The organism is Pseudochelatococcus lubricantis (assembly GCF_042432495.1).
Classification (GTDB): domain Bacteria; phylum Pseudomonadota; class Alphaproteobacteria; order Rhizobiales; family Beijerinckiaceae; genus Pseudochelatococcus; species Pseudochelatococcus lubricantis.
The window spans coordinates 201062-222067 of the sequence record NZ_JBHLXC010000007.1 but is presented as its reverse complement, the minus strand read 5'-3'; the positions used below and the strand labels follow the sequence as shown (position 1 = coordinate 222067).

The following is a 21006-nucleotide window of genomic DNA, read 5'->3' as shown; positions in this document are numbered from 1 at the left end:
TTTAAGATTTTGCCGCGCGTGCGGACGATGCCGCGGGCGGCTGGAATCGTGCCGCGACGCCGGCGCGTCACCGCCGTGTAATTCACAAGTTCTAGTCCAGTGAGGTCAGTTGACAACAACCGACTGGAGTTACCAACATGATTACACGTCGCAAAGTCATCACGATGAGCAGTGCAGCCGCCCTTTTGACCCCCTTCGCCGGTTTCAGCGTCTCCTCCTCCGCCGCGCAGTCCGGAGGACCGCTGTTCCGCTTTGGCGTCGTAGCCGATCCGCAGTACGCGCCGGTCCCGCCCAATGCCTCAAAAACCCGCTTCTACGCGAACAGCCTGTGGAAACTGAGCGAGGCCATCGAGACCCTCAACGGTGAGGATCTCAAGTTCGTCGTTACCCTTGGCGATATCATCGATCGTCACTGGGAGAGCTTCTCGGCGATTCTGCCTCTTTATGACAAGCTGAAGCACGAAAAGCTCTTCCTGCTCGGCAACCACGATTTCGACGTCGCGGGGGATTACCTGCAGTCCGTCGTCCGCACCGTCGGCATGCCGTCCGCGTATTACGACTTCGCCGGCGGTGGCTATCGCTTCATCGTGCTTGACGGCAATGACGTCAGCACGTTCGCGCCGCCGAAGGGCGACCCGCGCCGCGAGCTTGCCGACAAGCGCCTCGCCGAACTCAAGGCGCAGGGCGCGGCGAACGCCCAGTCGTGGAACGGCTCGCTCAGCGACACGCAGTTCCAGTGGCTGCAGGACACCATCGGGAAGGCCAGCGCGGCCAACGAGAAGGTTATCGTGCTCAACCACTATCCGGTCTATCCGGCCAACGAACACAACCTCTGGGATGCCGACCGCGTCGTCGACCTTGTCAGCAATTCCGGCAATGTCGTCGCCTATTTCAACGGCCACAACCACGCCGGCAATTACGGCGAGCGCAACGGGAAGCACTTCCTGAACTTCAAAGGCATGGTCGACACGCCGACGACCACCGCCTTCGCGATCGTGGAAGTCTACTCCGACCGCCTGGAAATCAAGGGTTTCGGACGCGAGGAAAACCGCACCCTGAAGATCTGAGGACCGCGCCCGCGCCCCCTGCCGATTTGCCGTGACGCCGCCGGGGCATGCTCCTTCCCCGGCCGGCTGGGGGCGTCCGCTCCGGTCTCTTGCACGCTCTCCGGCTCCGCCGATAAAAATTTGCCGGCAGACTTATTCACAGGTATCCCGGCCGGATCGTTTCTTTATGAAGAATGCTTGACACCCGACGGCGCTGCCTTTAAGTCACAACCACCGCAGCAGTTCACCTACGTGAGCTGCCTCGGGGGTGTAGCTCAGTTGGTTAGAGCGCCGGCCTGTCACGCCGGAGGTCGCGGGTTCGAGCCCCGTCACTCCCGCCATTCAAAGCTTTGACGTTATTTATTGAATCAACGTAGATTCAGAACGTTAGCCTTTGTTTGTGACACTCTCCCCTTCCTGATTGTGACAGTTTTCCTGGCCTTGACCACCTTGGCGGCGCAGCCGTGCGGCGACCCGTGATGGCGGGCTGAAACGCCGTCTGGAAAAGCCGGATACAGTTTCCTTACTTCCCGTGATACCCGAACGGACGCGGGAGACCGCCGCAGCGCCCCGCCTCGCCTTGTCTTTATTCGCGCGTCATCCTTCTGAAAAAGGTGCGCGTTCTCCCACCCGATGCCTCAACGCGCCGTCTGCCGGATGATGGGCAGGTCAAGATCGCGAATCTTCTTGCGCAGCGTGTTGCGGTTCACGCCCAGCAGTTCCGCCGCGCGAATCTGGTTGCCGTTGGTGGCACTGAGCACCGCGCCGAGCAGGGGCGCCTCCACCTCGCGCAGCACGCGGTGATAGAGGCCCGGCGGCGGCAGCGCGCCCCCGAGCGAATCGAAGTATCGCTTGAGATAACGCTCCACGGCGCCCGACAGGTCGAGCGGATCGTGCTCCTGCACCACGCCCTCCGCCGGAGCGGGCGCAGGCGCGGGCGCGACATCGAGTTCCGCGTCGATGATCGGCGCCGTGATGGTCTCCTGCGTGTAGAGCGCGGTGAGACGACGGACGAGGTTCTCAAGTTCGCGCACATTGCCCGGCCAGCGATAGCGCTTGAGCCTGTCCATCGCCGCGGCGTCGATCTGCTTGGGGGCGAGCCCCTCGCGGGTGGCGCGGGAGAGAAAGTGACGCACGAGGTCCGGCACGTCCTCCGCGCGCTCGCGCAGCGGCGGCAGGCGCAGCGGCACGACGTTGAGGCGGAAGAACAGGTCCTCGCGGAACTGCCCCTGCTCGATGGACTGGCGCAGGTCCTTGTGGGTGGCGGCGATGATGCGGACATTGGTGCGGATCGGCGCCTTGCCGCCGACGGTGGCGTATTCGCCCTGCTGCAGCACACGCAGCAGCCGGGTCTGCGCCTCCATCGGCATGTCGCCGATCTCGTCCAGAAACAGCGTGCCGCCTTCCGCCTGCTCGAAACGCCCCGGCGAGCGAGCATGCGCGCCGGTGAAGGCGCCTTTCTCGTGGCCGAAGAGTTCCGATTCGATGAGATCGCGCGGGATCGCCGCCATGTTAACGGCCACGAACGGGCCGTTGCGGCGCTTGCCGTAGTCGTGCAGGGCACGCGCGACAAGTTCCTTGCCCGTCCCCGATTCGCCCAGAATCATCACCGTGAGGTCGGTCGACATCAGGCGCGCCATGGCGCGATAGATATCCTGCATGGCCGGCGAACGGCCGATGAGCGGGATCTCCTCCACCTCCTCGCCCAGCGCGATGCCGATGCCGCGGGGGCGCGACAGCGCCCGGCCGACGATGGTGATGAGTTCCTTCAGGTCGAAAGGCTTGGGCAGATATTCGTAGGCTCCGCGCTCGGAGGCGCGAATCGCGGTCATGAAGGTGTTCTGCGCGCTCATGACGATGACCGGCAAATCCGGCCGCAGCTTGCGGATGCGCGGCAGCAGATCGAAGGCGTTCTCGTCCGGCATGACGACGTCGGTGACGACGAGATCGCCTTCGCCCTGCGACACCCAGTTCCACAAGGTTCCCGCATGGCCGGTCGTGCGGATGTCATAGCCGGCGCGCGTGAGCGCCTGGCTCAGGACTGTGCGGATGGAAGCGTCGTCATCCGCTACGAGAATGGTTCCGCGACCCATATGGCTCCCCGTTCAAACTACGCATTGGCCCTGCGCCTGCCGCCATGACGCTGCCGTCACGACATTGGCATCACCGCGCTGCCGTGGCCTCGCGTCCGTCACGCAGGGTCACGACGGGCAACAGCACCCGAAACGTGGTGCGATGCGCGGCGCTGTCGCATTCGATAATGCCGCCGTGCTCGCCCACAATCTTGGCAACCAATGCAAGGCCGAGGCCAGTTCCGCCTGTCTTCGTCGTCACAAAAGGATCGAACAGGTTCGGCAGCATGTCCGCGGGCACGCCAGGGCCGTTGTCGCGCACACTGATCTCCAGCGGCAGCCGTACCCGCTCCTGCCCCGCGACCTGCATTTGCACACCGGGACGGAAAGCCGTGGTGAGCACGATTTCGCCGTCTTCCGCGCCCTCGCCGATGGCTTCCGCCGCGTTCTTGACCAGATTGAGAAACACCTGGATGAGCTGGTCGCGGTTGCCGTCCACGGGCGGCAGCGAGGGATCGTAGTTCTGCACGATCCTGACATGGCGGGCGAAGCCGGAATGCGCCAGGCGCACCACGTGGTCGAGCACATCGTGGATGTTGACCGGCGCGCGCGCCAGCGGGCGGCCCTCGCCCAGCGTTTCCATGCGCTCGACGAGCTTCACGATGCGGTCGGTCTCGTCGCAGATCAGGCGCGTGAGCGGCCGGTCCTCGGCCGGCACCGCCGTTTCCAGCAGTTGCGCGGCACCGCGGATTCCCGACAACGGATTCTTGATTTCATGCGCCAGTATCGCGCCGAGCGCTGTCAATGAGCGCGCTGCCGTCCGATGCGTCAGCTGCCTGCCCATTTTTTCGGCATTTGTCCGTTCCTGCAGCAACAGCACCACGGCATCGGTCTCGCCGTCCTCGCCGCTTCCGCGCGGGGCGGCGTAGATGTCGACGATGCGTTCCTCCTGCGTGCGGGTCAGGGCCAGCTCCACCCGGTAGCCGGTGATGCCGGCGCCGCGCTCGCGCACCTCCTCCACCATTGCCAGCGCGGGCGAGCCGAAGGGCACCAGATCGCACAGGCGCTGGCGGCGCAGCACGGGCAGGCTGACGCCGAAGAAGGTTTCGGCCGCGGAGTTCGCATAGGCAAGGCGGTCGTCCGCCCCCACCACCAGCACGGGCAGCGGCAGAATGGCAAGGATGCCCGCCTCCTCATGCGGCGAGGGATGTATCGACATCTGTGTAAAGCTTCCGCAACAGTTGGATGACCTCGGCCGGCGCCTCGCTGACCACGAGCCGCGCGCGCATCTCCCGCGTCCGCGCGCACGGCGCGGCCTGTCCCAGCGCGTCGTCCGCATAGGCAGCGAGATGCTTTCGCGCATGGCGCACGCCGACCTTGAGGCCATAGGTGGCGAGCAGCGCCTCGTAATGCTCGATCGCCCCGGCGAGCCGTTCGCCGCGCGCCGGCGGCGCAGCGTCTCCGCCTTCCAGCGCCCGGGCGATCTGCCCCACGCACCACGGCCGCCCGAGCGCGGCGCGGCCCACCATCACCGCGTCGGCGCCGGAGGCTTCGAGAGCGTCGCGGGCGTCGGCCGTCGAGGCGATATCGCCGTTCACGACGAGCGGCAGGTCCGGCACGGCCTCGCGAACCGCCCGCACGGCCCGCCAGTCGGCCTGCCCCTTGTAGAACTGCTGGCGCGTGCGCCCATGCACGGTGACCATCCGCACGCCTGACGCCGCCGCGCGGCGCGCGAGTTCCGGCGCGTTCAGCGACGCTTCGTCCCAGCCGAGCCGCATCTTGAGCGTCACCGGCACGGAAACGGCCGCAACCGTGGCTTCGACGAGCCGCAACGCATGGTCGAGGTCTCGCATCAATGCCGAGCCGGACCAGCCGCCGGTGACGCGCTTGGCCGGGCATCCCATATTGATGTCGATGACGTGCGCACCCGCCGCCTCCGCCACGCGCGCGCCCTCGGCCATCCAGCCCGGATCGCAGCCGGCGAGCTGCACCACATGCGGCGTCACTCCCTCGCCCTCCGCGCGGGTGCGCGCCTCGGCGTCGCCGCAAGCGAGATCGTCGCTCGCCACCATCTCCGACACCACGAGCGAGGCGCCGAAACGGCGCGCAAGCCGGCGCATGCCGACGTCGGTGATGCCCGACATCGGCGCCAGAAAGGCGCGTCCGGCAATCGCCACCGGCCCCAGGCGGAGCACGGGCGAAGCCAACGCCTGATCATTGTCCCATTTTGTCATCGCGGAGCAGGAAAACAGCCATTTGGCCGCCGACGCAACATATTTCAACACTTCCATTCAACACGCGGGCCGCCATTGCCAGCGCGGCCGGGCTGTCCTATCAGACCTGTCATGGCCGGCAGAGCCCGGCTCAACCCGCATCCGCAAGACAGGTCGCAAGGAATGTCCGATATCGCCGCCATCGTCGTCGCAGCAGGGAGGGGCGAGCGCGCGGGGGCAGGCGTGCCCAAGCAATACCGGACGCTGGGCGATGCGCCGGTCCTCGCCCACACGCTCGGCGCCTTCGCCGCCCATCCGGCCATCGGCCGCGTGCTGGCGGTCATCGGGGAAGCCGACGCCATACAATATAAGATGTGCCTCTCCTGCCTGCCAGATACGCGCCGCCTGCTCGCGCCCGTCAGCGGCGGAAACACGCGGCAGGCCTCGGTTCATGCCGGCCTCGCCGCGCTCGCCGATACGCCGCCGGCCATCGTGCTCGTCCACGACGGCGCGCGCCCCTTCGTCTCGCCGGCGCTGATCACGGAGGCGATCGCGGCGGCGCGGGCGCATGGCGCCGCGATTCCCGGCCTGCCCGTCACCGATACGGTCAAGATCGTGGATGAGGCGGGGCGCGTCACCGGAACGCCGGAACGCGCCGGCCTGCGGGCCGTGCAGACCCCGCAGGCCTTCGCCTTCGCGCCACTCCATGCGGCCCACGAGCGGGCACGGGCGGAGGGGCGGAACTCATTCACAGACGATGCGGCGATCATGGAATGGGCCGGGCATCCCGTGCATGTCTTCCCCGGAGAGGCAACCAACATGAAACTGACGCGGCCCGAGGACTTCGACACCGCCGAACGGCATCTGCGGCGCGATGCGACGCTCGTCTCCCGCACCGGCACCGGTTTCGACGTGCACGCCTTCGCCGACGGCGACCATGTCTGGCTCGGCGGCGTGAAAATTCCCCACGCGCGCGGCGTCATCGCCCATTCGGACGGCGATGTGGTGCTGCACGCGCTCACGGACGCCGTGCTCGGCGCGCTGGCCGATGGCGACATCGGCAGCCACTTCCCGCCGAGTGATCCGCAATGGAAGGGCGCATCGTCCGACCGTTTTCTCGCTCATGCAGTGGCACTGCTCCATGCGCGCGGCGGCGTGCTCGACCATCTCGATGCCACGGTCATCTGCGAGGCGCCGAAGGTCGGCCCGCACCGTGAGGCGATCCGCGCCCGCATCGCCGTCATCGCCGGCCTGCCGCTCGCCAGCGTTTCCATCAAGGCGACGACTTCGGAGCGTCTCGGCTTCACCGGCCGGGGGGAAGGCATCGCCGCCCAGGCGGCCGCCACCGTCCGCCTGCCCGCCAACCGCCATCCAACCGACGCACCCGGCGTCTGATTTCTTGATTTCAAGCAAATTCTTATCGATCAAATGATACTATTCGATCGGAAAGCGTTCCAAGGGAGACGCATCATGACGGACGATCACCATTTAACCGAAGATGAGTTGACAGCCCTGCCCTTCTCGCCGGCGCTCTATACGCGCGCACAAGCCCTGCTGGCCTCGGCGCGGGATCGCGGCCTGCATATCGCCACCGCCGAATCCTGCACCGGCGGCCTCGTCAGCGGCCTGCTGACGGCGGTGCCGGGCTCGTCCGATGTCGTCGAGGGCGGCTTCGTCACCTATTCGAACACCGTCAAGCACGTCAGCCTCGGCGTGCCGGAGGCGGCGCTCGCGAACTTCGGCGCGGTCAGCGAGCCGGTGGCACGGGCGATGGCGGAAGGCGTGCTGGGGAAGCTGCCCACTGCCGACGTGGCCGTGGCCGTCACCGGCATCGCCGGGCCGGCCGGCGGCTCGCCGGAAAAGCCGGTCGGGCTGGTGCACTTCGCGGCGGCGCGGCGCGGACACCCGACCTTGCACACCGTCCATCGCTTTGCGGACGAGGGCCGCGCCGCCATCCGCCTCCGGTCGGTGGCCGCGGCGCTCGGCCTGCTGGAGCAGGCCGTCAACACGCCGCTGACGGCCTGAGCGGCCCCAGCCCGGCAGAACCCGCCACACGCTCCGGCACGGCGGGTTTCCCGCTCAGACGACGCCGACGCGCTGCAGAAGCCTGATCGTCTTGTCCTCGAAGGCGCCGAGGGCCTCCTGCAGATGGGCGCGCGCGGCCTCGTCACCCTCGACGGCAGAGCCATCCTTGCGCAGCACCTGGCCTTTCTCTTTCAACTGCGCGAGCACGTAGCCGACCTTGTCCGCCTCACCGGTCCAATGGGCGGCAAGGAAGAGCTGCGAGAGGCCATCGACACTGATGCCCGAACCGGTGACGGGTGAGGCGAACGCATGAATGTTCTCGCCCGCGCGGATGCGCGCCACGATGGCGGCGTTGATCGCTTTCGTGCGCACCGCGCGTTTCGCCTCGCCGTCCGCCGGCAGGGCGATCTGCACCACCCCGAGAATGACGAGGAACAGCAGCGCCTCCGCCGCCTGCTCCCAGGCAAGCCTCGAAACCGCCTCGTCCCGCATCAGCTCGCCGAGCGTCTGCGGCCCCCTGGCGAGCGTCGCCAGCACGGGCTCGTAGACATCGGCGTTCAGCGTCACCTCGCCCACCTGCGCGGTGATCTTGCGCGGCACGTCCGCCGGGTCCTGCAGCAGCACGAAGCGCTGGGCGTTCCACAACTCCCGCTGCACGGAGCGCGCCGGAACGCCCGCTCCGCGCACGAAGATATCGCGCCGGAAGGACGTGTTGAGAAGCGTGTCCCGCACCAGTTCCCGCACCGTCACATCCGGGATCGAGGCGAGCAGCTTGCGCTGGTCGTCGGTGAAGTTGAGCAGATCGGCATGCTGGGCGAGGTTGGCCGAGGCGCCGAACACCACCTTCGCTTCCCCCAGTTCACGCGCTATATCGCTGAAATAGAATGCGTTCCAGTCTCTGTTCAGGTACTCGTGGGCAAGATAGTTCGCGGAGAGGTTCCCCAGCACGTCGAGTACCCGCCCGGCCTCCGGGTTGGCCGTGAAGAACGTTGCATTCAGCTCCCGGAGGCGGCCGGCGAGGCCGAGCCCGCGCTGCAGCTGCTGCACGACGGAGCCGCCGCCCAGCGCTCCGCCATCGCGCAGAAGGCGCTGCAACGTCGCCCCCGCGGACCAGCCCGGATAGGCGTTGTAGGAAATATAGACGATGCCGCCAGGCTTCAGGTTCTTGCGGATGATCTCGCAGATATGGCCGCGGTTGGCGGCGCTTACCCAGCTATAGACGCCGTGTAGCGCGATGACGTCAAAGCCCGGCAGCGTGTCGTCGCCGGCAAGATCCTGAAAGCTGCGCTCCAGGAAACGCACGTTCCGGGTGCCGGCCGCCTCGGCCAGCGCCCGCGCCTGCCTGACATGCGCCGGGTTGAAGTCTACGCCCGTCACGTCGACATCCGGATTGGCGGCGGCGACGATATTGGCGGTGAGCCCGTTTCCGCAGCCGATCTCCAGATAGGAAAGCGGCCCCTGCGGCGCCCCGACTCCCTGAGACAACAACGCGAACCGCAACAGTTGAGGCGCAAGCTCAGAATAGAAACCGACTGTGTATTCGATTTCAGTTACATAACCTTCCGACCAATCAGACATAGATATCCTCTATATATGGCTTCTATACTGAACAAAATTTATATATTCATGCATTCGATGATTCACATGCACAGACGAACACACACGAAATGACATAGCATGCGCGTTACTGTCCTGTACATAACGATGTTTATATTTGCATTTTATTTCGTTAAATCGATGTTAACCACGGGCGCATAGGATCGGCGCATGGTCAAACGCAAGCGCATGCGCGCCATCCTCATTCCCGTCTTCCTGTACGCCGTATCCGCGGCCGTGGTCGGCTATTTCCTGTTCCACGCACAGAACGGCGCGCGCGGGCTGGAGGCAAAGCGCGAATACAAGCGGCAGATATTCGAGAAGGCCATCGAGCTTGAGGCGCTGAAGGCCGAGCACGCAGAATGGGACCGGCGCACCGCGCTGGTGCGCGAGGGCAAGATCGACGCCGACATCCTGGAGGAGGAGGCGCGCAAGACCCTCGGCCACGTCCATGCCAACGACGTCATCGTCTTCCTGGGCTCCCACGGCGCGCACTAATTTTATTTATTACCCCAACTTGCATTCAATTCGAGGGATCGACTTGAATGCAAACTGCTTTAGCGGCTGCAAGTGGCCACGGTCCTTTCCCGGAAACGGGCATTTCGGGACAGCCGACTGCTGCCCCGTTTCTGCTGCCGCCACGCGGCGGGCGCCCGCCGGCATTCGATTGCCCGTCCAGCGCCACTTTGACCTTGATAATCCGCCTCGTTCGCTTACCATCAAAGCCAACGATATAACGATATAAAGGGCGGGGAACGACAAGCCTTTCAATCCGATATGCCGCTGGCAGGTTTTCGGCCTGCGGCGGACCATCCCGACGCGCAGCGCGTCGTAGGCGGCCGATGCGAGCACGCGCCGCGGGGCACGCCCGGGGCTTGCGTCCCGCTGGGCGGACGGGCGTTTCCGGTGCCCGGCCCCGCATTGCGCCCGCAGGAGGACGGTCAATTGTCGCTGCGTTATTTAACCTGTTTTTTGTTAATTCAAAATAATGTCGCTTTATCATATGGTTAGTTTCAAAAAAACCTAATCTCCCCGCATTTTTGAGTCTCGCCAAACGGTGGCCACTGGGTTAAACATCGTCCTGAAAGGTCCCTTTCGTTAACCAAGATTGCCTGGGAGGATACGGCATGGCGGGTACAGCAGGAAAATCGACACGCGCGGACGCCACGCGCACGGGCCAGGAAACGGCGGCGCGCGCGCCCGGGCGCCGCGGACGCGGCAAGCCGGCCACCGCGAAGGAAAGCGCCTCGAAGTCCGCGCCGGCGCCTGTTCTGTTCAACCACAACCTCGACCTCGACGCCTATCGCGAGATGCTGCTCATCCGCCGCTTCGAGGAGAAGGCCGGCCAGATGTACGGCATGGGCCTGATCGGCGGCTTCTGCCATCTCTACATCGGGCAGGAAGCCGTCGTCGTCGGCATGCAGATCGCGCAGAAGGAAGGCGACCAGGTCATCACCGCCTACCGCGACCACGGCCACATGCTGGCTTGCGGCATGGACCCGAAGGGCGTCATGGCGGAACTCACCGGCCGGCAGGGCGGTTATTCGCGCGGCAAGGGCGGCTCCATGCACATGTTCTCGCGCGAGAAGAATTTCTACGGCGGCCACGGCATCGTCGGCGCGCAGGTATCGCTCGGCACCGGCCTTGCGTTCGCCAACAGCTACCGCGAGGACGGCGCGGTTTCCGTTACCTATTTCGGCGACGGCGCAGCCAACCAGGGCCAGGTCTACGAAAGCTTCAACATGGCTGAGCTGTGGAAGCTGCCGGTCGTCTACGTGATCGAGAACAACCGCTACGCCATGGGCACGGCAATCACGCGCTCGTCCGCCCAGACGGACCTGTCGAAGCGCGGCGCCTCCTTCAATATTCCGGGCGAGCAGGTCGATGGCATGGACTACCGCGCCGTCTACGAGGCCGGCCAGCGCGCCATCGACTGGGCGCGCTCCGGCAAGGGGCCGTATCTGCTCGAAATGCAGACCTACCGCTATCGCGGCCACTCGATGTCCGACCCGGCCAAATACCGCTCCAAGGACGAAGTCCAGCGGATGCGCGAGGAGCACGATCCCATCGAGCAGGTGAAGCGCCGCCTGATCGAGGAATGGAAGATCGATGAGAGCGAACTGAAGGCGATCGACGCCAAGGTGCGCGAGATCGTCAACGAGGCGGCGGATTTCGCCACCAACGATCCCGAGCCCGATCCGTCCGAGTTGTGGACCGACGTTCTCAAGTAACCGGTGGCCGGCAAACATAACCGTTTGCCGGTTAAATACCGCTTGATCCCATTCCAGAAGATTGCCGGAAAACCAACATGCCGACAGATATCCTGATGCCCGCGCTTTCCCCGACGATGGAAAGCGGCAAACTTTCCAAGTGGCTGAAGAAAGAGGGCGACGCCATCAAGTCCGGCGACGTCATCGCCGAGATCGAGACCGACAAGGCCACCATGGAGGTCGAGGCGGTCGACGAGGGCGTGCTCGCGAGGATTCTCGTGCCGGAGGGCACCGAGGACGTGGCCGTCAACACGCCGATCGCCGTTATCGCCGCCGAGGGCGAGGATGTCGCGGCGGTCGCGGCCGCCGGCGCCGGTGCGCCCGCGGCAGTGCCCGCTCCGGCCGCGGCGCCCGCGCCCGTCGAGGCTGCGCCCGCCCCGCAACCCGCCGCGCCGCGCGTTCCCGCCGCCCCTCGCGCGCCGGAGCCGGCGGCTGCCGCCGATCCGGAGGTGCCCGAGGGCACCGAATTCGTCTCGCAGACGGTCCGCGAGGCGCTGCGTGACGCCATGGCCGAGGAAATGCGCCGCGACGGCGATGTCTTCGTCATGGGCGAGGAAGTCGCCGAATATCAGGGCGCCTACAAGGTCACGCAGGGCCTGCTGCAGGAATTCGGCGCACGGCGGGTGATCGACACGCCGATTACCGAGCACGGCTTCACGGGTGTCGCGGTCGGCGCAGCCTTCACGGGCCTGAAGCCGATCGTCGAGTTCATGACTTTCAACTTCGCCATGCAGGCGATTGACCAGATCATCAACTCCGCCGCCAAGACACTCTACATGTCCGGCGGCCAGCTCGGCTGCCCCATCGTTTTCCGCGGCCCCAACGGCCCGGCCGCGCGCGTTGCCGCCCAGCATTCGCAGGATTATTCCTCCTGGTACAGCCACGTTCCCGGTCTCAAGGTGGTGGCGCCCTATTCGGCGGCCGACGCCAAGGGCCTGCTGAAGGCCGCGATCCGCGACCCGAACCCGGTGATCTTCCTCGAAAACGAAATCCTGTACGGCCACTCCTTCCCGGTGCCGAAGCTCGACGACTTCGTGCTGCCCATCGGCAAGGCTCGCATCGCGCGGCCGGGTAGGGACGTGACCATCGTCGCCTGGTCCTACGGCATGATCTATGCGCATGAGGCAGCCGAGAAGCTCGCGGCCGAAGGCATCGAGGCGGAAATCATCGACATGCGCTCCCTGCGGCCGCTTGACACGGACACCGTCATCGCTTCCGTGAAGAGGACGGGCCGGGTGGTCACCGTCGAGCAGGGCTGGGGGCAGTCCGGCGTGGGCGCGGAAATCGCCGCGCGCGTGCAGGAATTCGCCTTCGACTGGCTTGACGCGCCGGTGCTGCGCGTTTTCGGCAAGGACGTGCCGATGCCTTACGCCGCCAATCTCGAAAAGCTCGCCCTGCCCTCCGCCGATGACGTGATCGCGGCGGTCAAGGCCGTTACCTACCGCTGACGGGAGAGGTCAATGTCTGTCAAAATCCTGATGCCAGCCCTGTCCCCGACGATGGAAAAGGGCAATCTGGCCAAATGGCTGAAGAAAGAGGGCGACGCCATCAAGTCCGGTGACGTCATCGCCGAGATCGAAACCGACAAGGCCACCATGGAGGTCGAGGCGGTCGACGAAGGCGTGCTCGCCAAGATCGTCGTGCCGGAGGGCACCGCCGACGTGCCTGTCAACGATGTGATCGCCCTCATCGCCGAAGAGGGCGAGGACGTCGCCGCCGTTGCCGCTGCCGGCGCCGGGCAGGCCGCTCCGGCTCCGGCCCCCGCGCCGGCATCCCCGGCGGTGCCTGCGCCCGCATCGGCCCCGGCTGCTGCGGCTCCTGTGGCGCCCGCCCCGGCGGCGGCCGCTGCCGCCCATGGCGAGCGCATCTTCTCCTCGCCCCTGGCGCGCCGGCTGGCAAAGGAGGCGGGCGTCGACCTCGCGGCGGTGACGGGCACCGGGCCGCACGGGCGCATCGTCGAGCGCGATGTGCAGGCCGCCATTGCCGGCGGCGCTACCAGAGCCGCTCCGCAGGCTGCCGCGGCGCCTGCCCCCGCGCCCGCGCCGCAGGCTGCGCCGAAGCCGGCGCCGGCCGGGGACGAGGCCGTGAAGAAGCTTTTCGCGCCGGGCTCCTACGAGGAAGTCCCGCACGACAACATGCGCAAGACGATCGCGCGCCGGCTCGTGGAATCGAAGCAGACGGTGCCGCATTTCTACCTCACCATCGACACGGAACTAGACGCGCTGCTGGCGCTGCGCGAGCAGGTGAACGCGGCGGCCCCGAAGGACAAGGACGGCAAGCCCGCCTACAAGGTCTCGGTGAACGACTTCGTCATCAAGGCGCTGGCGCTGGCGCTGAGGCAGGTGCCGGACGCCAACGTGAGCTGGACGGATTCCGCCATCCTGCGTCACAAGGTGGTGGATGTCGGCGTCGCGGTCGCCATTCCCGGCGGGCTGATCACGCCGGTGGTGCGCAACGCGGACATCAAGAGCATCTCGACCATCTCCAACGAGATGAAGGACTTTGCCGCGCGCGCCCGCAACCGCAAGCTGAAGCCGGAGGAATATCAGGGCGGCTCGTCGGCGGTCTCGAATCTGGGCATGTTCGGCATCAAGAACTTCTCCGCGATCATCAACCCGCCGCACGCCACCATTCTGGCGGTGGGCGCGGGTGAGAAGCGCGTGGTGGTGAAGGATGGCGCCCCCGCCGTCGCCACGGTGATGACGGTGACGCTCTCCACCGATCACCGCGCCGTCGACGGCGCGCTCGGCGCGGAACTGCTCGCTGCCTTCAGGCCGCTGATCGAGAACCCGCTGGGGCTGCTCGTCTGATCGCCCGAACCGTGATGGCCGGGCCTGCCCGGCCACTGTCCCTTCCGGATTTCATGAGGCTGTTATGGCCAGTGCATACGATATCATCGTTATCGGTTCAGGCCCCGGCGGCTATGTCACCGCCATCCGCGCGGCGCAGCTCGGCTTCAAGACCGCCGTCATCGAGCGCTCGTATCTCGGCGGCATCTGCCTGAACTGGGGCTGCATTCCGACCAAGGCGCTGCTGCGCTCGGCGGAAATCTATCATTACTTCCAGCACGCCAAGGACTACGGCCTCAGCGCCGATAACGTCGGCTTCGACGCGAAGGCCGTCGTGGAGCGCTCGCGCGGCGTCTCCAGGCAGCTCAACACCGGTGTCGGCTTCCTGCTCAAGAAGAACAAGGTCGACGTGATCTGGGGCGAGGCGACGCTCGACGCACCCGGTTCCGTCACGGTCTCGGCCGCGCCGGACGCGCCCCGGAATGATGCTCCAAAGGGCGCGCTGGGCAGCGGCACCTACAAGGCGCAGCACATCATCATCGCCACCGGCGCGCGTCCGCGCGTGCTGCCGGGGCTGGAGCCGGACAGGAAACTGGTCTGGACCTATTTCGAGGCCATGGTACCGCCCGCGATTCCGAAGTCCCTGCTGGTGGTCGGGTCGGGTGCGATCGGCATCGAGTTCGCTTCGTTCTACCGCACCATGGGCGCGGAAGTGACGGTGGTCGAGGTGCTGCCGCAGATCCTGCCGGTGGAGGATGCCGAAATTGCGGAACTCGCCCGCAAACGCTTCGAGAAGCAGGGCATCAGGGTGCTGACCGGCACCAAGGTCACGAAGCTCGACAAGGGCGCCGATAGCGTCACCGCGACGCTGGAGACGCCGAAGGGCAACGAGACCGTCACGGTGGAGCGCGTCATCTCGGCGGTCGGGGTCGTCGGCAATATCGAGAATCTCGGCCTCGAAAAGCTCGGCGTGAAGACGGATCGCGGCATCATCGTCACCGACGGGCTGGGGCGCACCAACGTGCCGGGCCTCTACGCCATCGGCGACGTCGCCGGCCCGCCCATGCTCGCCCACAAGGCGGAGCACGAGGGAACGTTGACGGTGGAGGCGATCAAGGGCCTGCCTGTGCATGCGCTCGACAAGGCGAAGATCCCCGGCTGCACCTACTGCAATCCGCAGATCGCCTCCGTGGGGCTGACGGAAGCGAAGGCGAAGGAAGCCGGCTACGACATCCGCGTCGGTCGCTTCCCCTTCATCGGCAACGGCAAGGCGATCGCGCTCGGCGAGCCGGAAGGGCTGGTGAAGACCATCTTCGACAGGAAGACCGGCCGCCTGCTCGGCGCGCACCTGATCGGCGCCGAAGTGACCGAACTGATCCAGGGCTTCGTCATCGCGCTCAACCTCGAAACCACCGAGGAAGAGCTGATGCATACGGTGTTCCCGCATCCCACGCTGTCGGAAACGATCCACGAGAGCGTGCTCGATGCCTACGGGCGCGCCATTCATATATGATGTTGATGCGCTGATGTCATTCTCCCCCGCTATTAAACAGGCGGATCGTGGAACGTATCGCAAAGCTTGGCGTTTATCCGTGGTCCGTCCGTTCAGTAAGGGGAGAAGCAAATGCAGGGCGTTGGTATCATCGGTGCGATCATTATCGGCCTGCTGGCCGGGTGGATCGCCCAGAACATCATGGGCCGCGAGGGCGGCGGGCTGGTCGCGAGCCTCGTGATCGGCCTGATCGGTGCCTTCATCGGCCCGATCGTGCTCGGCGTGCTCGGCATCTGGCAAGGATCGGGTTTTCTCCCGAGCCTCGTCGTGTCGACCATCGGCGCGGTCGTGCTGCTGTTCATCGTGCGCGTGCTCAGGCGCGCATGACGTGACGATACGCCCTGCCGGGGCTCTCTTGCATCCGGCGGGGCCACGGATTAGATGAATTGCGTTTCGAGACGGTTTGTGGCCTGATTGCAGGCCATTGGCATGCGGCGGGGCAAAGCTCTCGCCGTTTCTGATATGAGGCATGGAGTCTTCGGCTATGGCGGTCGTTCTGGATATTCTCAACCGCGATCCCCGCCGCAAGCTCGATGTCGACGCGCCTGCGCGCGAGCCCGCCAGTGCCCGCAAGCAGGAGGCGCGCCACCCCGAGAAGGCCCACCGGCCCGACCAGCCCGTCGCCCGCAAGCCGGACTGGATCAGGGTGAAGGCGCCGGGCTCGCCGAAATGGGCCGAGACGAACCGCATCGTGCGGGACAACAAGCTCGTCACCGTCTGCGAGGAAGCCGGCTGCCCCAATATCGGCGAATGCTGGGAGAAGAAGCACGCCACCTTCATGATCATGGGCGACACGTGCACGCGCGCCTGTGCCTTCTGCAACGTGAAGACGGGCATGCCGCTGCCGCTCGACGCCAATGAGCCGGAGAGCGTGGCGAAGGCGGTCGAGAAGCTCGGCCTCACGCATGTTGTGATCACTTCCGTCGACCGCGACGACCTGCCCGACGGCGGGGCTCGACATTTCGCGGACGTCATCCACGCCATCCGCGCGCGCTCACCCGCGACCACGGTCGAGATCCTGACGCCGGACTTCCTGCGCAAGCCCGGCGCGCTTGAGGTGGTGGCGGCGGCGCGGCCCGACGTGTTCAACCACAATCTGGAAACCGTACCGTCGAAATACCTCAAGGTGCGGCCCGGCGCGCGCTACTTCCACTCCATCCGCCTGCTGCAGCGCGTGAAGGAGCTTGATCCGACAATCTTCACCAAGTCCGGCATCATGGTGGGGCTCGGGGAGGAGCGTAACGAGGTGCTGCAGCTGATGGACGACCTGCGGTCCGCGGAAGTGGATTTCATGACCATCGGCCAGTATCTGCAGCCCACGCGCAAGCACCACCCGGTGATCCGCTTCGTAACGCCCGACGAGTTCAAGGCGTTCGAGACCACGGCCTACGCCAAGGGCTTCCTGATGGTATCGTCGAGCCCGCTCACGCGATCGTCGCATCACGCGGGCGAGGATTTCGCGCGCCTCAAGACGGCGCGCGCGGCGCAGCTGGGCCACTGAGCGATGCCCGCGTTCCGTAACGAGCGCAGGGTGGGCCACGCCCCCGCCGCCATGTTCGACCTGGTGGCGGATGTCGAGCGCTATCCCTCCTTCGTGCCGCTGTGCGAGCGCCTTGTCGTACGCCAGCGCATCAACAGCGGCGAGGGCATCGAGACGCTGGTGGCCGACATGGACATTGGCTACAAGTCGATCCGCGAGAGCTTCACCACCCGCGTGACGCTGGACCGGCCGCGGCTGCGCATCATCGTCGAGTATATCGACGGGCCATTCCGCTTTCTGGAGAACCGCTGGACGTTCCGCGCGGCCGACGAGGCGGACGCCTGTATCGTCGATTTTTTCATCTCCTACGAGTTCAAGAGCCGGACACTCGGAATACTGATGGGCGCTGTGTTCGACAAGGCGTTCAAGAAGTTTTCCGATGCCTTCGCTGCCCGCGCGGACGCGATCTACGGCGGCGTCGGCCTCGCGGGCGCGTGAGGCGCCGACAAACGACAAGCCGGCGTCGACGCCGCGAAACGCATGGCTGCCGTGCTTCTTCCCGAGGTTGCTCACAACGCCCGAACCGGCAAACTGCGCACGGCGTTTTCGGACGGCGAGCCTTGGCTTTCCCACCCCGGAAACGGCTGGAGTAACTGGCGAAAGCGATTTGAGCGGTCCGGCGGCAAGTCACCCCGCTCCCGCAGCCGCAGGGAGGAAAAATGAGCCAGTCGTCGATTGCCGCGCGTCCGTCGCCCGAGGTCTTACAAGGTTTCGTTTGCACGTTGCTTGCCTATGTGATGTGGGGACTGCAGCCGCTTTACATGAAGCTGATGACGCATATTCCGGTGTTCGAGATCATCGCCCACCGCATCATCTGGTCAGTACCTGTCGCCGGGCTGCTGCTGCTTCTGACGGACCGCTCCGGCGCGATGCGGCAGGCGCTCGCCAATCCACGGATCGTGGGCATGGCGTGCATGACCGCCAGCCTGATCGCCGCCAACTGGACCATCTATATCTGGGCGATTACCGAGAACCGCGCGCTCGACGCCGCGCTCGGCTATTATATCAATCCACTGATGAATGTGCTGATCGGCGTCGTGTTCCTCAAGGAACGCCTGAGCCGGCCGCAGGTCCTGGCCATGGCGCTGGCGACGGCGGCCGTGCTGCTGCTGACGGTCAAGGCCGGCGGCTTGCCGTGGGTGTCGCTGGTGCTGGCGCTGTCCTTCGCCGTCTACGGCTATTGCCGCAAGACGATGCCGGTCGGGGCTCTTCAAGGGTTCATGCTGGAAGTGCTGCTGCTGTCCGTCCCGGCGCTCGGCTATCTGATGTGGTCGACGGGCGGCGGCGTTCCTTTCGGCGACGGCAGCGGCTTCGACATCTTTCTGCTGCTGCTGGCGGGACCGATAACGGCGGCGCCCCTCATCATGTTTTCCGCGGGCGCGCGGCGGCTGCGGCTCTCGACCATCGGCATCATGCAATATGTGGGGCCGACGCTGATCTTCATCGTGGCCGTATTCGGCTTCAGGGAGCCATTCTCAACGGTGCAGGCCGTGGCCTTCGGCCTGATCTGGGTGGGACTGATCATCTTCGGCTGGGCAAGCATCGCGGCGGCCCGCCGGTAGGCCCCCTTCGCCTGACAAGGCCGCGGACCTGACACGACGGGCGCTGCGGCCCCGCCCATTTGCCGGCGCATCTGATTTTCCCGAACCGAAGGTCCTGCGGGCCGGCGGGCGCCTCGGCGTATTGACAAAATTATTTTTTTCCATATTTTCTGATGCCATAGAAATCATGAAGTAATTTTTATCTTTGTGAGGTATCATGGCAATCATCGCCGATCCTTCTTTGCTTATCAATTCTTTCCTAGTTAAAGTTGGTCTTCCTGAAAAGAATTTCGATGACAACGACGCAATGGCGTTGACCGTCGACAATACACTGATCGGCATACACAAGAACGACGAACAGCGACTTCTGTTGATTTCGTCGGTCATCGCCAGAATCCCGCTGGACGGGGAAGCCGCGCTCTATACCACCCTGCTGGTGAACAATTTCGCCACCACTGTGCTGGGAGCGGGTTCCGTGGGGCTCGATCCCAGGAGTGAGATGCTCGTCTACGCCAATGCCATCAGCCTCGTGGGCCTTGATCAGGAGGCGTTCGAGAAGTTTCTGGAGAGATCCGTCAACATCATTGAAGACTGGCACGGGCTGGTGCGAAAAGTGAATCCGCCAACGCCTTCGGGTGCTGCGGCGGCTTCGAATGAGGGCGATGTTTCAATTATATCCGTCTGACTCTGCGGAACGATTTTTAGTACAGAGACTTCGGCATTTGCAATAATATACAGTATGGATTTTACATTCATATATTCAGGAGAAATACTATGCATGATATTGCGGCACTCCCCAGGCAAGACATTCCATTGGCCCAGCCAATGTCCGTGCAGAAATCGGGCATTGCGGACACCGACAAGAGCATCTCCAGGACGTCGAACGGCAATATCGAGACCGGAGGAGGCAAGCCGACACTGGAACAGCGCAGCTGGGGGCACGAGCTGATGCGCGAGATAGCCGTTGGCATCGCCCGGATAGCCGGTACGTTCAGTCCTTTGCTGGCTCTTGCAGGCGCCATCAGTTTCGTTATCTTCCCGCCCGCAGCCATCCCTTTGCTGATTGCGGCCGGTGGCCTGTTACTGGGCGGCCTTGCGGTCGGCGGTGTTACAGACATCATCGAGTGTATAGTAGAGCGGCGCGAGGAATCGCCGTCGGACGAGAACAACGCCCTTGAGGCCCAGGCGCGTGCCGAATATAACCGCAAGGTGGGCTACCTGGATTTGTCGCCAGACAAACTGGTCTCGACGATACAAGCTGGCGACAACGAAACGCCGGACGGCTTCATCGTCATCGGGGAGGATTATAACTAGCATAAATTATATTTTTATTTATTAATTTTAGTTTTTGTATCCCTTATGTTTAGGTTATGCTTATTGAAAAAATCATTATATTTGAACAGAAGTGGCCTGAACGAAAGGACGCGCCCCCTGTCGGCAGGCGCAAAACAGAGTACAGCGACGCCGCTCATACATTCGCTGTCCGTTGATCCCGATACACGCGCAGGTTGTCACCATCGCCTTGCCTGTCGGCGAACTGCTTCACCGGCATTATCCCTAGAGCGCGTTCCGATCAGAATTCGTTCAAAGTAAGAATCGAGAATCTGTCCTGTTTCAACGTAAACGGGACAGATTCTAGGAGCATTCACAGGGGGGCGCCCGGTCTGCAGCGGAACGTATTCATTAAAGCCATCTACGAAGGAGAAATATTATGCCTGATATCGCGCCAGCGTCCAACATCCGAACGACACCTTTGCTCCAGCCGATGTCCGTACAGAAATCGGGCATTGCAGACGCCGACAAAGGCATCTCCAGAACAGCGAAAGGTAATATCGAGACCGGGGGAGGCAAGCCGACACTGGAGCAGCGCGGCTGGGCTCACCAGCTGATGCACGAGATAGGCAACTTCATCGCCCGGATAACCGGTACGCTCACTCCCTTGTTGGCTCTTGCAGGCCTTGTCAGCTTCGCTCTCTTCCCGCCCGCGGCCATCCCTTTGTTGGTTGCAGCCGGCGGCCTGTTACTGGGCGGCCTTGCGATCGGCGGCGTTACAGACATCATCAAGCACGCCGTGGAGCGGCGCGAGGAACGGGCATCGGACGAGAACAACGCTCTGGAGACCCAGGCCCGCACAGACTATACCCGCAGGGCAGCCTTCCAGGATTCTTCACCTGACAAGCTCACGTCTCCTGCGTTGAATGTGCGCACTGATGACAGGGACTTTTCGGACCACCTCATCCTCATCGGGGAGGACGACAATTGACGGAAGCAACCTGAGCGGCGGCTATCCGGCCGTTCGACAGGTGCGAGACAGGGTGCAGCAGCCCGCCGGCAGCGGCGGGCTGCATCGTTGGCAACCCGC

19 protein-coding genes and 1 tRNA gene are annotated in these 21006 nt (G+C 64.6%); 16 read left to right on the top strand and 4 right to left on the bottom strand.

Annotated features, from left to right (window positions below):
* Window positions 1–137: 137 nt before the first annotated feature.
* The gene (locus ACFFJ7_RS14600; protein ID WP_166951963.1) at window positions 138–1067 is read left to right on the top strand and encodes a metallophosphoesterase; all 930 of its coding nucleotides are present in this window, start codon (window positions 138–140) and stop codon (window positions 1065–1067) included.
* 243 nt (window positions 1068–1310) lie between these two features.
* Window positions 1311–1387, top strand: a tRNA-Asp gene (locus ACFFJ7_RS14595).
* 297 nt (window positions 1388–1684) lie between these two features.
* On the opposite strand, the gene ntrC is transcribed toward ACFFJ7_RS14595, so the two are convergent.
* From ntrC to dusB, 3 genes are all read right to left on the bottom strand, one after another.
* Window positions 1685–3139: a nitrogen regulation protein NR(I) gene (gene ntrC / locus ACFFJ7_RS14590; protein ID WP_166951966.1), complete on the bottom strand. Its 1455-nt coding sequence runs from the start codon at window positions 3137–3139 to the stop codon at window positions 1685–1687.
* Between the two features lie 70 nt (window positions 3140–3209).
* Window positions 3210–4337: a two-component system sensor histidine kinase NtrB gene (locus ACFFJ7_RS14585; RefSeq protein ID WP_166951969.1), complete on the bottom strand. Its 1128-nt coding sequence runs from the start codon at window positions 4335–4337 to the stop codon at window positions 3210–3212.
* Entirely contained in the window at window positions 4312–5352 is a 1041-nt protein-coding gene (gene dusB, locus ACFFJ7_RS14580; protein WP_377593273.1) for a tRNA dihydrouridine synthase DusB, read from the bottom strand. The genes ACFFJ7_RS14585 and dusB overlap by 26 nt, the downstream gene beginning before the upstream one ends.
* 162 nt (window positions 5353–5514) lie before the next feature.
* Here dusB and ACFFJ7_RS14575 point away from each other — a divergent pair, with 162 nt between their 5' ends.
* Both ACFFJ7_RS14575 and ACFFJ7_RS14570 read left to right on the top strand, forming a co-directional pair.
* Window positions 5515–6726, top strand: coding sequence for a bifunctional 2-C-methyl-D-erythritol 4-phosphate cytidylyltransferase/2-C-methyl-D-erythritol 2,4-cyclodiphosphate synthase (locus ACFFJ7_RS14575; RefSeq protein WP_377593271.1), 1212 nt, complete (start codon window positions 5515–5517; stop codon window positions 6724–6726).
* A gap of 75 nt (window positions 6727–6801) precedes the next feature.
* Complete coding sequence (locus tag ACFFJ7_RS14570) at window positions 6802–7356, top strand: CinA family protein (RefSeq protein ID WP_377593269.1); 555 nt, start codon at window positions 6802–6804, stop codon at window positions 7354–7356.
* Window positions 7357–7410: 54 nt separating this feature from the next.
* On the opposite strand, the gene ACFFJ7_RS14565 is transcribed toward ACFFJ7_RS14570, so the two are convergent.
* Window positions 7411–8841 (bottom strand): methyltransferase regulatory domain-containing protein, encoded by a 1431-nt coding sequence (locus ACFFJ7_RS14565; protein WP_377593266.1) that lies wholly within the window; start codon window positions 8839–8841, stop codon window positions 7411–7413.
* 282 nt (window positions 8842–9123) lie between these two features.
* On the opposite strand from ACFFJ7_RS14565, the gene ACFFJ7_RS14560 reads away from it, so the two are divergent.
* From ACFFJ7_RS14560 to ACFFJ7_RS14505, 12 genes are all read left to right on the top strand, one after another.
* The gene (locus tag ACFFJ7_RS14560) at window positions 9124–9450 is read left to right on the top strand and encodes an FtsB family cell division protein (RefSeq protein ID WP_166951983.1); all 327 of its coding nucleotides are present in this window, start codon (window positions 9124–9126) and stop codon (window positions 9448–9450) included.
* A 629-nt stretch (window positions 9451–10079) separates the two neighbouring features.
* Entirely contained in the window at window positions 10080–11183 is a 1104-nt protein-coding gene (gene pdhA / locus ACFFJ7_RS14555; RefSeq protein WP_377593263.1) for a pyruvate dehydrogenase (acetyl-transferring) E1 component subunit alpha, read from the top strand.
* Between the two features lie 77 nt (window positions 11184–11260).
* On the top strand, window positions 11261–12670 hold the full coding sequence (locus tag ACFFJ7_RS14550; RefSeq protein ID WP_377593262.1) for a pyruvate dehydrogenase complex E1 component subunit beta: 1410 nt from the start codon (window positions 11261–11263) through the stop codon (window positions 12668–12670).
* A gap of 12 nt (window positions 12671–12682) precedes the next feature.
* Window positions 12683–14032 carry a pyruvate dehydrogenase complex dihydrolipoamide acetyltransferase gene (locus ACFFJ7_RS14545; RefSeq protein WP_377593260.1) on the top strand — a complete coding sequence of 450 codons (1350 nt, stop codon included), beginning with the start codon at window positions 12683–12685 and terminating at the stop codon, window positions 14030–14032.
* A gap of 64 nt (window positions 14033–14096) precedes the next feature.
* Window positions 14097–15524 carry a dihydrolipoyl dehydrogenase gene (gene lpdA, locus ACFFJ7_RS14540; protein WP_377593258.1) on the top strand — a complete coding sequence of 476 codons (1428 nt, stop codon included), beginning with the start codon at window positions 14097–14099 and terminating at the stop codon, window positions 15522–15524.
* Window positions 15525–15635: 111 nt separating this feature from the next.
* Window positions 15636–15890 (top strand): GlsB/YeaQ/YmgE family stress response membrane protein, encoded by a 255-nt coding sequence (locus tag ACFFJ7_RS14535; RefSeq protein WP_166951998.1) that lies wholly within the window; start codon window positions 15636–15638, stop codon window positions 15888–15890.
* 157 nt (window positions 15891–16047) lie between these two features.
* Entirely contained in the window at window positions 16048–17064 is a 1017-nt protein-coding gene (lipA, locus tag ACFFJ7_RS14530; protein ID WP_377593255.1) for a lipoyl synthase, read from the top strand.
* A gap of 3 nt (window positions 17065–17067) precedes the next feature.
* On the top strand, window positions 17068–17541 hold the full coding sequence (locus ACFFJ7_RS14525; protein WP_166952003.1) for a type II toxin-antitoxin system RatA family toxin: 474 nt from the start codon (window positions 17068–17070) through the stop codon (window positions 17539–17541).
* A 221-nt stretch (window positions 17542–17762) separates the two neighbouring features.
* A complete protein-coding gene (gene rarD, locus ACFFJ7_RS14520) occupies window positions 17763–18665 on the top strand; it encodes an EamA family transporter RarD (protein WP_166952006.1) in 903 nt (300 codons plus the stop codon).
* A 196-nt stretch (window positions 18666–18861) separates the two neighbouring features.
* The gene (locus tag ACFFJ7_RS14515; protein ID WP_166952009.1) at window positions 18862–19329 is read left to right on the top strand and encodes a type III secretion system chaperone; all 468 of its coding nucleotides are present in this window, start codon (window positions 18862–18864) and stop codon (window positions 19327–19329) included.
* Window positions 19330–19418: 89 nt separating this feature from the next.
* Entirely contained in the window at window positions 19419–19958 is a 540-nt protein-coding gene (locus ACFFJ7_RS14510; RefSeq protein WP_377593251.1) for a hypothetical protein, read from the top strand.
* Window positions 19959–20355: 397 nt separating this feature from the next.
* Window positions 20356–20907, top strand: a complete 552-nt coding sequence (locus ACFFJ7_RS14505; protein ID WP_377593249.1) for a hypothetical protein — start codon at window positions 20356–20358, stop codon at window positions 20905–20907.
* The last annotated feature ends 99 nt before the right edge of the window (window positions 20908–21006 follow it).